The 14,847-nt window shown below is 66.9% G+C and carries 12 protein-coding genes; 2 read left to right on the top strand and 10 right to left on the bottom strand.

Features of this window, described 5'->3' with window-relative positions:
* Positions 1-595: 595 nt before the first annotated feature.
* Positions 596-1,894, bottom strand: coding sequence for a tyrosine--tRNA ligase (gene tyrS, locus ACYVDK_RS16755; RefSeq protein ID WP_460523835.1), 1,299 nt, complete (start codon positions 1,892-1,894; stop codon positions 596-598).
* Positions 1,895-2,000: 106 nt separating this feature from the next.
* Between tyrS and ACYVDK_RS16750 the strand changes: the two genes are divergently transcribed.
* Both ACYVDK_RS16750 and ACYVDK_RS16745 read left to right on the top strand, forming a co-directional pair.
* A complete protein-coding gene (locus ACYVDK_RS16750) occupies positions 2,001-2,618 on the top strand; it encodes a DNA-binding protein (RefSeq protein WP_460523833.1) in 618 nt (205 codons plus the stop codon).
* Between the two features lies 1 nt (position 2,619).
* A complete protein-coding gene (locus ACYVDK_RS16745) occupies positions 2,620-3,213 on the top strand; it encodes a hypothetical protein (protein WP_460523831.1) in 594 nt (197 codons plus the stop codon).
* A 122-nt stretch (positions 3,214-3,335) separates the two neighbouring features.
* Here the strand turns inward: ACYVDK_RS16745 and ACYVDK_RS16740 are convergent, their stop codons facing one another.
* From ACYVDK_RS16740 to pheS, 9 genes are all read right to left on the bottom strand, one after another.
* Positions 3,336-3,977: a DNA-3-methyladenine glycosylase gene (locus ACYVDK_RS16740; RefSeq protein WP_460523829.1), complete on the bottom strand. Its 642-nt coding sequence runs from the start codon at positions 3,975-3,977 to the stop codon at positions 3,336-3,338.
* Between the two features lie 116 nt (positions 3,978-4,093).
* The gene (argH, locus tag ACYVDK_RS16735; RefSeq protein WP_460523827.1) at positions 4,094-5,539 is read right to left on the bottom strand and encodes an argininosuccinate lyase; all 1,446 of its coding nucleotides are present in this window, start codon (positions 5,537-5,539) and stop codon (positions 4,094-4,096) included.
* A 33-nt stretch (positions 5,540-5,572) separates the two neighbouring features.
* Complete coding sequence (gene argF / locus ACYVDK_RS16730) at positions 5,573-6,502, bottom strand: ornithine carbamoyltransferase (RefSeq protein ID WP_460523825.1); 930 nt, start codon at positions 6,500-6,502, stop codon at positions 5,573-5,575.
* A gap of 3 nt (positions 6,503-6,505) precedes the next feature.
* Positions 6,506-7,780 carry an aspartate aminotransferase family protein gene (locus ACYVDK_RS16725; RefSeq protein ID WP_460523823.1) on the bottom strand — a complete coding sequence of 425 codons (1,275 nt, stop codon included), beginning with the start codon at positions 7,778-7,780 and terminating at the stop codon, positions 6,506-6,508.
* Positions 7,777-8,691, bottom strand: coding sequence for an acetylglutamate kinase (gene argB / locus ACYVDK_RS16720; RefSeq protein ID WP_460523821.1), 915 nt, complete (start codon positions 8,689-8,691; stop codon positions 7,777-7,779). The genes ACYVDK_RS16725 and argB overlap by 4 nt, the downstream gene beginning before the upstream one ends.
* A complete protein-coding gene (argJ, locus tag ACYVDK_RS16715) occupies positions 8,691-9,848 on the bottom strand; it encodes a bifunctional glutamate N-acetyltransferase/amino-acid acetyltransferase (RefSeq protein WP_460523819.1) in 1,158 nt (385 codons plus the stop codon). Before argJ ends, argB begins: the two co-directional genes overlap by 1 nt.
* Entirely contained in the window at positions 9,845-10,888 is a 1,044-nt protein-coding gene (argC, locus tag ACYVDK_RS16710; protein ID WP_460523817.1) for an N-acetyl-gamma-glutamyl-phosphate reductase, read from the bottom strand. Before argC ends, argJ begins: the two co-directional genes overlap by 4 nt.
* Before the next feature lie 398 nt (positions 10,889-11,286).
* Positions 11,287-13,803, bottom strand: coding sequence for a phenylalanine--tRNA ligase subunit beta (gene pheT / locus ACYVDK_RS16705; RefSeq protein WP_460523815.1), 2,517 nt, complete (start codon positions 13,801-13,803; stop codon positions 11,287-11,289).
* On the bottom strand, positions 13,803-14,843 hold the full coding sequence (pheS, locus tag ACYVDK_RS16700; RefSeq protein ID WP_460523813.1) for a phenylalanine--tRNA ligase subunit alpha: 1,041 nt from the start codon (positions 14,841-14,843) through the stop codon (positions 13,803-13,805). Before pheS ends, pheT begins: the two co-directional genes overlap by 1 nt.
* Positions 14,844-14,847 lie beyond the last annotated feature (4 nt).

Below are 14,847 nucleotides of genomic sequence, written 5' to 3'. Positions count from 1 at the left end.
AACTCTCCATAAATGTTCAAACCCGACAAGCCCCCAAAAGGACCCACCGGAAACACCCATACAAAACACGAACCAAAAAAGGTTCACGAATCGCGAGCTTGTCTTGACTAGAATCGAATATCAAACTGACATTCAAATAAATATCTAATCCAAAGGAATCTCCACACCAACCAAAAAAAGTTGATGCCGAGGTAAATTGGCATTTGACATTGTGCACGCTGTTGAGTTCTCAAGGATCGGACACTCTCGGTTTCGGGTCTCGCGACCCTCTCCCCGAGGCAACCTCACTACCTTACCACCCGCAGCACGATTGTCAACTCGACTGTCCGCCCGGACTAGACGTGTTCAACACATCGGATCACGTTCGAGTCGATCTGGCGATCTGCTCTTCGGGGTGGTCTTTCATCCTACAAGCCAGTGGTTCTCTCCTGCAAGAGGAGTAGCTCTTCGGCTGAGGATCGCCACTCTTGAGGCGGGCCGCTCTGCGAGCTTTCCGCGCCTTTGGGCGACAGGTGATTACTGTACGTGGGGCAGAATGCGCGGAGCAAATCGCTGCGCGAGCCGGGCGTGTCGCCGGGCATCCGTGAGATCGAGATCATTCGACGAAGACGCCGGCGAGCGTCTTCTTCCCCCTCCGGAGCACGGCAACCCCGCTCGGGAGAACGCTGGTCGCTACAGTCGCGGCAGCATCGACCACCTTGGCGTTGTTCACATACACCCCGCCCTGCGCGATCGCTCTGCGTGCCTCCGACAAGCTGGAAGTAAGACCCGTGTCGACCAGCAATTGGGCGATCGGTGCGTTCGGAGCCGTCGTCGTGTTCGGAAGTTCGCGAAGGGCCGCTTCGAGAGTGGCGGCATCCGTCGCTTCGAGGTCGCCGTCGCCGAACAGCGCTTCGGCTGCGGAGACGACGGCCTCGGTGGCTACCCGGCCATGCACGAGGTTCGTCACCTCTCTGGCGAGCATCCGCTGCGCCTCGCGCTTGTACGGCTCGTCGGCAACGGCCTGCTCCAACCGCTCGATCTCGTCGCGTGGCAAGAACGTGAAGACCTTCAGGCGGTCGACCACGTCGGCGTCGAGCGTATTGAGCCAGAACTGGTAGAAGGCGTACGGGCTGGTCATGGCTGGATCGAGCCAGACCGCATTCCCCTCGCTCTTGCCGAACTTGGTCCCATCGCTGTTCGTCACCAGAGGCGTTCCGATCGCATGCACGCTGGCGCCCTCGACCCGATGGATCAGATCGGTGCCGCTGGTGAGGTTGCCCCACTGATCGCTTCCGCCGGTCTGAAGCACACATTCGTACTGACGGTAGAGCTCGAGGTAGTCGTAACCCTGGAGGATCTGATAGCTGAACTCGGTGTAGCTGATTCCGGCGTCGGAGTTCAGGCGGGCTGCGACGGCATCCTTCTTGAGCATGGTGCCGACCCGGTAATGCTTCCCGATGTCACGGAGGAAGTCGATCGCCGACAACGGTGCGGTCCAGTCCAGGTTGTTCACGAGGCGTATCGCGGTCTCGCCGTCGTCACTGAGGAATCGCGACACCTGGGCTTGGAGATGGCCGACCCACTCGGAGACGGTCTCTTTCGTGTTGAGTGTGCGTTCCGCCGAGGGACGCGGATCTCCGATGAGACCTGTCGATCCGCCGACCAGGCCCAGCGGCTTGTGCCCTGCCAGCTGGAGCCGGCGCATGAGGATGAGCTGCACGAGATTGCCGAGATGGAGGCTCGCGGCCGTCGGATCGAAGCCGCAGTAGTAGGTGATCGGCCCCGAGGCCAGAGCTTCGCGCAGTGCGGCAGGGTCGGTCGAGACATGAACGTGTCCGCGCCAGATGAGTTCGTCCCAGATGTCGTCGAAACTCGGGTCGTTGCGCTGGGCGGAGAGGACTTCGGCTGGCACGCCACAACAGTAGCAATGCATGGCGGCCTACACTGTCATAGATGAATGCTCACGCCTTAACTAGGAATGGGTTAGGCTTGACGCCTTATCTTGCATCGGAGGCGCCATGTTCGTCATCACAGCGGATCAGGTGAACAGCCGCCATCGCCCGGATGTCGTGCACGAGACGCAGCGCCGGCTCGAACAGGTGTTCGGGGAGATGCTCACGCTCGGAGTCGACCGCAACGCCGGTGACGAGGTGCAGACCGTGACCGCGGCCGCGGATGCGGCGCTCGGCATCGCGCTCGACCTGACACGCACCGGCGAATGGAGCGTGGGAATCGGATGCGGCCGGGTGCGGGAGCCGTTGCCCGCCGATGCGCGAGCCGCAACCGGACCTGCGTTCTTCGCGGCGAGAGAGGCCGTGGACGCGGCGAAGAAGCGAACAACGCGGTTCGCGTTGCGCTCGGGAGGTTCGGCAGAGGAAGAGCGGGCGTCCGACGTCGAGGCTCTCGTCGAGCTGCTCCTCACCACACGTGCCAGACGCAGCAACGCGGGATGGGAGCTCTACGACCTCATGCGGCAGGGTCTCACTCAACGAGAGGCGTCAGCACGGCTGAACATCAGCGAACCAGCCGTGAGCTCACGCGCGCGGGCTGCCGGCATCCATCCTGAGGCGGCCGCCGTGCCTGCGCTCACTAGGCTGATGCAGGACTTGGACGAGCGCTCGGCCGAAGGAGAGTGAGATGGCCTTTCCCTTGCTGCACCCGGCACTGACCATCGTCTACTGGGCATTCGTCATCGTGGTGATCGGGCTCGGAGTAGCCGCAGCGGCCGTGACACTGAAAACGCCCCGACGGTGGCTGGTGATCGCGGCAGCGGCGGCGATCACGGTCGGCATGATCGCCGTGGTGCTCCCCCACGAGCGACCGTTGCCGGTGTACAGCGTCGTGCTGGGGCTGGCCGTTCTGGCACTCAGCGTGCTCGGCGGAGGGCCCGCCACGCTCTTCGTGCTGGCCGTCGCGTCGCGGGGAAGCATGCTCGAGGGAACCCACGGCGGCATCGTCGTGGAACGCACGGTTCCGGATGGCGAGGTTGTGCGCGGCGAGGTGCTGCGCGGCGGAACAGTGATCGGCGTCTTCGAGAGGATCGCGACGACGGCGAGCATCATGGCCGGCTTTCCGGAGGCGGTCGCCGCTGTCATCGCCATCAAGAGCGTCGGACGATTCAGCGAGCTGGACGGCGCCGAAGTGCGGGAGCGATTCATCATCGGCACACTGGTGAGTCTTGTGTGGGCCGCTGCGTGCGGCGGATTGTTCCGGTTCGCGATCGGGATCTGAGGCAGGTTCCGGCGGGCTCACGTTGATATGCCGGCCACCCGCTTGTCGGTGATCAAGGGGGAGCTGACCGAGTCGGCTCGCTCAGCCGAGCCGATCGACTTCGAGAGTCGAAGCCCCGATACTCAAACGGCAGCGGCGGATCGACTCGACGACTTCGCGCGAGGATGCCGCTTGTACGGCGACACCGTCACGTCGCCCGGAATCCAGAAGCGCCAGGGGTACAACGACTCGTCGCCGCCCGGCCCGCTGATGCCGGTGCGCGGTCCGGCCGAGAACGGAGTGACCGGGATGTCGAGCAACTCGATCGAGAACGGTGGTTGGAAGGCGTCGGAACCGTTCTCATCCAGGCGAATGCCCGCCGCGACGGTCAGCCGCGCAGGGCCGCGTGCCAGATCGCGGTGCGGCGCCTTCCCTCCTCGACGTCGCAGGGCAAGCTCCTCTCCCCCGACCACCTCGGCACCGCGCAACAGAACCCCGGACGCTTCGCCCTCCTTCGAGCAGACCAGGTTGGCGCAGGTATGCATGCCGTAGGTGAAGTACGCGTAGACATGCCCTGCCGGGCCGAACATGACGGCGTTGCGCGGCGTCATGCCTCGAAAAGCGTGCGACCCGGGGTCCGTTCCGTCACCCAGGTACGCCTCGACCTCGGTCAGTCGCAATGTGACCGGTCCGTCGTCGGTGAGATGCGTGAGGTGGGCACCGAGGAGCTCGGGAGCCACCTCGAGTGAACTGCGTTCGAAGAACGACCTATCGGGAACGTACATGGCTGGGCGCTAGAAGAGCCGGCCGCCGATGACCAGGGTGGCTGCGATGGCCAGGATCACGACGGCCGCGGCGACCACCGCGATCGCCGTCGTCAGCCGCTGCCTGCGCCTTGCCATCACACGCCGGCGCCGAAGATCGTGTCCGAGAGGATGCGCACGCGTTCGGTGAGGTGGGCGCGCTGCTCGGCAACGCGGGCGGGCGCCGTCCCCCCGACACCGTCACGTGAGGACACCGAGCCCTCGACCGTCAGCACCTCGCGCACCTGCGGTGTCAGGTGCGGCGAGATCGCCACGAGTGCAGCGTCGTCGACCTCCTCGAGGTCGAGAGCGTGCGATTCCGCATGCGCGACCAGCTTGCCGGTGATCTCGTGCGCGTCCCGGAACGGAACGTGCTGCTTGACGAGCCACTCGGCCACGTCGGTCGCCAGTGAATATCCCTGGGGAGCGAGTTCGCGCATCCGTTCGGTGTGGAAGCGGAGTGTGGCCACCATGCCTGTGAAGGCCGGCAGCAGCACTTCCAACGTGTCCACGGAATCGAAGACCGGTTCCTTGTCTTCCTGCAGATCGCGGTTGTACGCCAGCGGCAGCCCCTTGAGAGTGGCGAGCAGCCCGCTCAAATTGCCGATCAGTCGTCCGGCCTTGCCACGCGCGAGCTCCGCGATATCGGGGTTCTTCTTCTGTGGCATGATCGACGACCCGGTCGAATACGAGTCGCTGAGCGTGACGAAGCCGAACTCCCTCGTGTTCCAGAGGATGATTTCCTCCGCGAAGCGCGAGACATCCACGCCGAGCTGCGCCGTGACGTACGCGAACTCGGCCACGAGGTCACGGGAGGCGGTGCCGTCGATCGAGTTCTCGACCACTGCCGAGAATCCCAGCTCGGAGGCGACAAGCGTCGCGTCGAGGCCAAGCGTGTTGCCGGCGAGGGCTCCGGAACCGTACGGCGAAGCATCCGACCGGATGCGCCAGTCACGAATGCGTTCGAGGTCGCGCACGAGCGGCCAGCAGTGAGCCAGCAGATGGTGGGCGAGCAGCACCGGCTGAGCGTGCTGGAGGTGCGTGCGACCCGGCATGATCGCATCGGGATTGGCCTCTGCCTGCGAGGCCAGCGCGTCGATCAGGTCGAGTACCAGCCGTGCGAGCTTCTCGGCGTGGTCACGCAGGAAGAGCCGAACGAGCGTGGCGATCTGGTCGTTGCGGCTGCGGCCGGCACGGAGCTTGCCGCCCAGTTCGACGCCGGCGCGTTCGACGAGACCTCGCTCCAAGGCGGAGTGCACGTCTTCATCGGATGCCAGTGGACCGAACGCGCCGGAACTCACGTCTGCGAGCAGCTCATCGAGGGCATCCGTCATCGCCGGCAGCTCGTCGGCGGTCAGGTATCCGGCCGCAGCCAGTGCCTTCGCGTGTGCCTTCGACCCCGCGATATCATATTCGGCCACACGCCAGTCGAACTGCGTGGAACGACTCAGCTCGGCCAGTTCCGGCGAGGGGCCGCCGGAGAACCGCCCGCCCCAGAGCGCGCCGGCTTCGGCAGCCCGGTTGCCACTCGACCCATCAGGCATACGTCGCACCTCTCGTACTGCGGACCCGTCCGCTCATCCTGCGTTCTTCTCCAGCAGCCAGACGAGGAGCGCCTTCTGCGCATGCAGGCGGTTCTCCGCCTCGTCCCAGATCGAGCTCTGGGGCCCGTCGATGACCTCGGGGTCCACCTCGTACCCGCGATCCGCAGGCAGACAATGCAGGAAGATCGCATTCGGCTTCGCCAGCGCCATCAGCTCGGGTGTCACCTTGTAGCTCCCCATCGCGGCGATTCGGTGTGCCTTCTCTTCCTCCTTCCCCATCGAGACCCAGGTGTCTGTAACGATGACGTCGGCCCCCGCCGCCGCCTCGAACGGGTCCGTGTAAAGCGTGACCGAGCCGCCGTTGCCCGCTGCGAGAGCGTCGGCGTCGGCGACCACCTCATCATGCGGAGCGAACTCGTCGGGAGACGCCACCCGTACGTTCATGCCCGCGACCGCCCCGGCGAGCAGGTAGGACTGCGCCATGTTGCTCGCCCCGTCGCCGAGAAACGCGACGGTCAGCCCGGCGAGCGAGCCGAAGACATCCCTGATGGTGAGCAGGTCGGCGAGCAGCTGGCAGGGATGGAAGTCGTCGGAGAGTGCGTTGACCACGGGAACGGTCGTACCTCTCGCCATCTCCTCGAGTCCTGTCTGCGCGTAGGTGCGCCAGACGATCGCGGAAACCATGCGTTCGAGCACACGAGCCGTGTCGGATGGCGTCTCCTTGCCGCCCAACTGGCTGTTCGCAGTGCTGATGATGAGCGGACTGCCGCCGAGATCGGCGATGCCGACGGCGAACGAGACTCTGGTGCGCGTGGAGGACTTGTCGAAGATGACCGCAACCGTCTGCGGGCCGTCAAGCGGCTTGCGACCCCAGCGATCGTCGCGAATGCGCACTGCAAGGTCGAGGATCTCCGTCTGCTCCTGAGCTGTCAGGTCGTCATCACGCAGAAAGTGGCGGGTCACGGTTCAGGCTCCCTGTTGCTGGTCGTCGAGCTGTTGCTGGTGGTCGAGCTGCTGCCGACCGATTTCGGCGAGTGCGGCGCGGAAACGCCGACCGAACTCGGCGACCTCTTCGTCACCGATGATGAGCGGTGGGGCGAGTCGGATGCTCGACTCGTTGGGCGCGTTCACGATCAGGCCGTTGTGCAACGCCGCAGCGGTGATCTGATCGGCGACGGGCGCGGAAAGGCCGACGCCGATCAGGAGTCCCTCTCCCCTGATCTCGGCGATGAGCGGGGATCCGATCGATGTCAGCACCTGACGCAACTCCGCCCCGCGCCTCATTGCGTTCTCGACCAGGCCGGCACGCTCGATCTCCTCGAGCACGGCGCCTGCAACGGCAGTGGCGAGCGGATTTCCGCCGAATGTGCTGCCGTGCTGGCCGCGGGCGAAAAGTCCGGATGCCTCTCCGAACGTCACGAGCGCACCGATCGGAACACCGCCGGCCATTCCCTTGGCGATGGTGATCGCGTCGGGCACGATGCACGCGTGCTGGTAGCCGAACCACTCACCGGTGCGGCCGACTCCGGTCTGGATCTCGTCGAGGATCAGCAGCGCGCCGTGCCGCCGCGTGAGCTCCCGCGCCGCTGCCAGATATCCGTCGGGAAGGTCGATGACACCTGCTTCGCCCTTGATCGGCTCCACGAAGAGCGCAGCGACCATGTGGTCCAGGGCAGCCTCGAGTGCGTCGATCGTCGAGTCGATGTGCTCGACACCGGGAACCATAGGCTCGAAAGGCTCTCGCATGTGCGGCTTGCCGGTGAGAGCGAGCGAGCCCATCGTTCTGCCGTGGAAGCCGTTCTTCAGCGCGAGGATGCGCGAACGCGAACCCGCCGAGTTGAGCCGCGCCAGCTTGAACGCCGCCTCGTTCGCCTCCGTGCCCGAATTGCAGAAGTAGACCCGGCCGTACGAACCGGCCCCTGTGATGCGCAGCAACCGCTCGGCGAGGGCGACCTGGGGTGGCGTCGCGAAGTAGTTCGAGACGTGGACGAGCTTCGCTGCCTGAGCGGAGAGCGCATCCAGCAGCACCGGATGCGCATGGCCGAGCGCGTTCACCGCGATGCCGGCGAGGAAGTCGAGGTACTCCTTGCCGTCGACATCCCACACATAGGCGCCTCGGCCGTGATCGAGCATGACGGCCGGCACGGCGAGCGAGCCCATCATCACCTCGCCGAAGGTCTCGTGCCAGTGCCGCCCTGGGCCGGGCTGGCCGGTAGAGGCCGGGCTTGTCGTAACCGTCACGCGGTCACCTCCGTTCCGCTGCCTGTGGTGGTGAAGAGTTCGAAGAGGAGCGAGTGCTCGTCTCGGCCGTCGATAACAGCAGCCTTCGGCACGCCGCCATCGACGGCGTGCAGGCAGGCGGTCATCTTCGGGATCATTCCGGCGTCGAGCGACGGCAGCAGTTCGCGCAGCTCACCGGAGGTGATGGTGGAGATGAGCGAGTCACGGTCCGGCCAGTCCCGGTAGAGGCCCGGGACGTTCGTGAGTATCACCAGCTTCGCCGCGCCGAGGCTTGTCGCAAGGGCTGCGGCTGCGGCATCCGCATTGACGTTCAGCGTACGACCGGGCACATCGGCGTCGAGCGCGATCGACGAGACCACGGGTACGCGGCCCGCGTGCAGTTCGGCAAGCACTCCCTCAGGGTTGACGCCGACGACGTCGCCGACCAGCCCCAGATCGACGGGCACGTTGTCGATGAGTTCCGTACGCACGCGGCCCTCGAACAGCCGGGCGTCTTCGCCCGACATGCCGGAGGCGAGCGCGCCGTGCCGGTTGATGTGGCCGACGATGTCGCGGCTGATCTGACCGGTGAGCACCATGCGGACGACATCCATGGTCTCCGGTGTCGTCACCCGGTAGCCGCCGCGGAACTCGCTGACGATGCCGAGGCGATCGAGCATGGCGGAGATCTGAGGACCGCCACCATGCACGATGACGGGACGGATGCCGGCGAAGCGGAGGAACGCGATGTCATCGGCGAACGCGCGCACGAGTGAATCGTCCACCATCGCGTTCCCGCCGAACTTGATGACGATCGTCTCGCCGTGGAATGCCTTCAGCCAGGGCAACGCCTCGATGAGCACAGCGGCCTTGGTGCTGTGGTGCGCTATCAGCGGCAGGGCCTGTGGTTCGGTATCGGCGGGATCGGTCATCAGCTGGAGTACGCGCTGTTCTCGTGCACGTAATCGTGCGTGAGGTCGTTGGTGAGGATGGTCGCCGAAGTGTCGCCGGCGTGGAGATCGATCACGACGGAGGTGGCGCGCGGGCTGAGATCCACGAGGTCGCGCGGCCGGTCCGGCTCGCCCGCCGTGCAGACCTGGATGCCGTTGATCGCGACGTCGATTCCGTAGGGATCGAACCGGGCGTCCGTGGTTCCGACGGCCGCGAGCACCCTGCCCCAGTTCGGGTCCTGCCCGAAGATGGCGGCCTTGAAGAGGTTGCTGCGGGAGACCGCACGCGCAACCTTCACGGCGTCGTCGTCGGTGGCAGCATGCACCACCTCGATGGCGATGTCGTGCGACGCACCCTCGGCGTCGCCCTGTAGCTGCAAAGCGAGGTCGTGGCAGAGGTCGGTGAGCGCGAGAGCGAACTCATCGGAGATCGGGGTGATGCCCGACGCGCCAGAGGCCATCAGCACGACGGTGTCGTTGGTGGACATGCATCCGTCGGAGTCCAGCCGGTCGAACGTGACGCGGGTAGCCGCGCGGAGCGCGGCGTCGAGGGCGGCGGCATCGAGGGCGGCGTCGGTGGTGATCACGACGAGCATCGTGGCGAGCCCTGGGGCGAGCATGCCTGCACCCTTCGCCATGCCGCCGATCGACCAACCGTCGCCCGCCACGTATGCCTGCTTCGGATGCGTGTCGGTCGTCATGATCGCCTGTGCGGCGGCAAGCCCCCCGGATTCCCCCTCGGCGAGGGACCCCGCTGCAACTGCGACGCCCTCCGTCACGGCCGTGCGGTTCAGCTGATCGCCGATGAGGCCGGTCGAGCAGACGACCACGTCGCCCGCGGAGACGCCGAGGTGCTCCGCCGCCGCTTCGGCGGTGGCGTGCGAGGTCTGGAATCCTTCGGAGCCGGTGTAGCAGTTGGCGCCGCCCGAGTTGAGGACGACGGCGGACACGACTCCGTCGGCGGCGGCGCGTTCGCTCCACAGCACCGGGTTGGCCTTGCACCGGTTCGAGGTGAACACCGCCGCCGCGTTCTGCAGCGGGCCCAGATTGCGCACGAGCGCCAAGTCGAGCCCGCCGCTCGTCTTGAGTCCGGCGGCGACGCCCGTCGCGGCGAATCCTGCGGGTGCCGTGATGCTCACGGGGCGACTCCGTTCACGCTGAGGCCGGTGGTCTCCGGCAAGCCGAGCGCGATGTTCGCGCACTGGATGGCGGCACCCGCCGTGCCCTTCGCCAGGTTGTCGACGGCGACGATGGACACGACACGGTTCACCCTAGAGTCCACCGCGATGCCGATCAGCGCCGTGTTGGCCCCCAGCACATCGGCGGTGCGCGGGAACTTGCCTGCGGGCAGCACCTGCACGAACGGCTCCCCCGCGTACGCGTCGTTCCAGGCCGCTCGCACCTCATCGACCGAGACGCCGGGTTTCAGAGGCGCCGAAACGGTGGCCAGGATACCCCGCGCCATCGGGACGAGCACCGGCGTGAACGAGATGGCCGGGTTCGCTGCGCCGACGACGCGAAGGTTCTGCAGGATCTCCGGGATGTGCCGGTGCGTTCCCCCCACGCCGTACGGGACCGCGTTGCCGAGCAGTTCTGAGGCGAGGTACGCGGTCTTCAGGCTCTTGCCCGCACCGCTCGGGCCGACTGCGAGCACGGCCACGATGTCCGTCTCGTCGATGAGCCCTGCAGCCGCTCCGGGAGCGATGGCCAGCGAGACCGCACTCGCATTGCAGCCGGGAGCGGCGACGCGGGTTGCGCCGACGAGGGAATCCCGTTGTTTGCCGTCGACGGTCGGCAGTTCCGGCACACCGTATGCCCAGGCGCCCGCGTAGCCGCCGCCGTAGAAGGCGTTCCAGTCCGCCTCGGACGTCAGTCGGTGATCGGCTCCGCAATCCACAACGAGCACGTCATCGCCGAGTTGAGCGCTGATCGCGCCTGACGCCCCGTGCGGAAGGGCAAGGAACACGACATCGTGACCCGCGAGGGTCGTGGCATCCGTCTCCTGCAACGTGAGATGCGCGAGAGAACGCAGGTGCGGCTGGTGATCGATGAGCGGGGACCCGGCATTGGAACCCGCGGTCACGGTGCGAATATCGAACGAGGGATGATCGGCCAGGATGCGGAGGAGCTCTCCCCCCGCGTAGCCCGAGGCGCCGGCGACGGCAACCGAATAGGACATGTCTCTACCTTATTGGCGACTAGGCCCAGAGCAGTGCGAGGGTGCTCGCACGACCCAGGCGATGGAGTCTGTGTGTGGCGAAGCCACGATCGAGTCGACGGGACGATGGTCGGTACGGCGACGCCCACGGCAGGACCGCGCTGATGCGCGGGCGCGTACGCGTCGCCTAGCCTCGGCGCTCGCCCGGAAAAAGTCGGCACAGACGTCGGCGCAGGGCACGGGCCGAGAAGACCTGTGCGGTCGCGGTGCGCCGAGCGTGAGACATGCGTGCCAGTTTAGCGGGCATGTGGCCGTGTCACCGAATCGGTGTCGCATCGAGCGCCTTCGGGTTGCCGTTCTCCGCGGCTGAGTGGCGCCTGTTGGCGAAGACTGCGACCCGGAGGCGAAAGAAGCACCGGCTACTCACGGACGCTCGCGCCGAAGCGCCCGCCGGCCATTGCAGCGCCGGCCAGCTTGGCCTCGCTCGCTTCGGCCGCCGTGAGTGTGCGATCCGGAGCGCGGAAGCGTAGCGCGAAGGTCAGGCTCTTCGCCCCGTCCGGGACGCCGTCACCGCGGTAGTCGTCGACTATGCGCGCATGCTCCAACAATTCGCCGGCGCCCTCGACCACTGCGACGAGCACGTCCGCAGCAGGGATCGCCTCGTCGACGACCAGCGACAGGTCCTGCGTCGCCGCAGGGAACGTCGAGATGGGTGTCACCTCGATGTCCCGTCCGGCGGCGGCCAGCATCTGGTCGAGATCGAGCTCGAGCACAGCGACCACGCGAGGCAGGTCGGAATCTTCGGCCAGCTGTGGCAGCAGCTCGCCTGCGTATCCGACCGTCTCGCCACCGAGGAGCACCTCGGCCGCGCGGCCCGGGTGTAGTGCCTTGTGGGAGCCCTGCCGCACCGTCAGCGGCACGCCGAGCGCCGACTGCAACGTGCGCACTGCGGCGAGCGCGTCGGCGATGCCGACGGCGATGGCGTTCAGCCCGGGCTGCTTCGGCGTCGATTCCCCCGCGAAAAGCGCGGCGACCATGCGCGGCTGAGCAGGGATGCCCTTCGCGATCTGCTCGAGCGCGCTCTGCTCAGGCGCCACGGATCCGGGTGGAAGCTCCGCCGTTCCTCGCACAGGACCGCCCGGCCGGAACACCAGACCGATCTCGAACAGGGCGAGATCGGTCAGCCCGCGGGCCAGGTTGCGCTTGGCCGTCTCGACCAGCCCGGGAAGCAGGGATGCCCGCATGAACGGCACGGAGGCATCCAGGGCGTTCGCCAGACGCACCGACGGCACCGGCTCGTCGCCCGCTGTTCCGTACAGGTCGTTCTGTGCCTGTGTGACGAAGGGGTAGACGAGCACCTCGGTGAGACCGCTGCCGGCGAGCACTGTCGCCGCCTGCCTGCGCAGTTGCTGCCCGCGCGTGAGGCCTCGGCCGGGAGGGGCTACGGGAAGCACGGAAGGGATGCGGTCATAGCCGACGATGCGGGCGACCTCCTCCGCCAGGTCGGCCGCGTCGTTGAGGTCGGGGCGCCAACTGGGCGGGGTGACGATGAGCGCGCCGTCCGCCCCTTCGATTGCCCCGCCGATCTCGGCGAGCGCGGTTCGCACCTCCTGGTCGGTGAACTCGACGCCTACGAGCGCGTCGACGAAGCCGTTCCTGAGCAGGATCGGCTCGCGCGGCTCCACTGCGTGCTGGGTCGACCCGAGGCCGTCGGTGCGACCGCCGCCGAGCTTTTCGAGCAGTTGGACGACGCGGGCGGCAGCGGCGCGCGCCACATCAGGGTCGACGCCGCGCTCGAACCTGCGTGACGCCTCACTCGGCAGCTTGTGCCGACGTGCGCTGCGGGCGACAGTGACCGGGTCGAAGTTGGCGGCCTCGACCAGCACGTCGGTGGTCGTGCCGCTGACCTCGGTGCGCGCGCCGCCCATGACGCCCGCCAGCCCGATCGGCCCGGAGTCGTCGGTGATGAGCAGGTCTTCTCGGTCGAGCGTTCGAGTCTGCCCGTCGAGGGTCTCGATGCTCTCTCCCGGCTTCGCGCGGCGCACCGTGATTCCGCCGGACAGCTTGCTCAGGTCATACGCGTGAGTCGGCTGGCCGAGCTCCACCATCACGTAGTTCGTGATGTCGACGATGAGCGAGACGGAGCGGATGCCTGCCAGTACCAGCCGCGCGACCATCCAGGCCGGCGTTGGTGCGGACGGGTCGATGCCGCGCACCACCCTGGTGACGAAGACACTGGCCCCGACGCGGCCGCGGATGGGCGCCTCGTCGTCGATCGTGACACGGAAGCCTTCTGCATCAACGGGCTCGACCGCGAGCGCGGGGTCGCGGAACGCTCCCCCTGTCGAGTGCGAGTACTCGCGGGCGATCCCTCGGATGGAGAGCGCATACCCGCGGTCGGGCGTGACGTTCACCTCGACGGATGCGTCGTCGAGGCCGAGCAGGGCGATGGCATCCGTGCCGGCTGGGGCGTCGAGGCCGAGCTCGGCCAGGCGGAGGATGCCGCTGTGCTCGTCACCGAGCCCCAGCTCGCGTGCTGAGGCGATCATGCCGTCGGAGACGTGACCATAGGTCTTGCGGGCCGCGATGGGGAACGGGCCGGGCAGCACCGATCCCGGCAATGCCACGACGACCTCGTCGCCGACGAAGAAGTTGCGGGCGCCGCAGACGATGCCGTGCACGGCATCGCCGCCGTCTGCAGCGGTCTCGCCCTCCGGCGCGACACGCACCTGGCACCAGCGGATGGTCTTGCCGTTGGTCTGCGGCTCCTCGACGTAGTCGAGAACCTCGCCGACGACGACCGGCCCGGAGACGTCGAAGCGGTGGATGTCTTCCTCTTCCAGGCCGACCTTGACGAGCGCGGCGTGCACGTCCTCCGGTGTGGAGTCGGGGACGACGTCGACGTACTCGGCGAGCCAACTCAGGGGGATGCGCATCAGACCACCATTCCGAACTGCTGAGAGAACCGGATGTCTCCCTCGACGATGTCGCGCATGTCGCTGAGTCCGTTGCGGAACTGCAGCGCGCGTTCGATGCCCATGCCGAAGGCGAAGCCGCTGTAGACATCCGGGTCGATGTCGGCGGAGCGCAGCACGTTGCGATTCACCATGCCGCAGCCGCCCCACTCGATCCAGCGGGCGCCGCCTTTGGCGCCTGGTTGCCAGAAGTCCATCTCTGCGCTCGGCTCGGTGAACGGGAAGTAATTGGGACGAAGGCGGATCTTCGCCTCGTCGCCGAACATCGCCCGCGCGAAATGCTCGAGCGTGCCACGTAGGTGCGCCATGGTGAGACCTTTGTCGATGGCGATGCCCTCGATCTGGCTGAAGACCGGGGTGTGTGTGGCGTCGAGCTCGTCGGTGCGATAGACGCGGCCCGGTGCGACAACGTACACAGGCAGTTCGCGCTCCAGCAGCGCGCGAACCTGCACCGGCGACGTATGCGTGCGCAGTACCAGGTGCGCTTCAGGGGGCTCCACGAAGAATGTGTCCTGCAGTGCGCGCGCCGGGTGATCGGCGTCGAAGTTGAGCGCGTCGAAGTTGAACCATTCGCTCTCCAGCTCCGGTCCTTCCGCGACCTCCCAGCCCATGCCGACGAAGATGTCGGCCATGCGCTCCTGCAACACGGAGAGCGGATGCCGCGCCCCGGCGCGACCGGGCAGTCCCACCTCTGTCACGTCCAGCGCCTCGTCAGCGAGTCGCCTGGCGTTCTCGGCTTCGGCGAGCAGTGACTCCCTGGCTGCGAAGGCCTGGTTCACCCGCCCCCTGGCCTGTCCGACGAGCTTGCCGAGCGCAGCCTTCTGATCGGCGGGTACGTCGCGCAGCCCGGCATTGAGTCTGGCAAGCGTCGAATGCTCCGCGGCGTGCGCCGCACGAGCCGCTTTGAGCTCCGCGATATCAGAGGCGGCATCGACCGCGGCCAGGGCCGCCTCGACCGCCGATCGCACCGCGGATTCGGTGATCTGGATGGGTTCTGGCACGAAG

This window comes from Humibacter antri (assembly GCF_054777235.1).
Note: the sequence above shows the minus strand (reverse complement) of the source record. Positions and strands in the feature narration are given on the sequence as shown.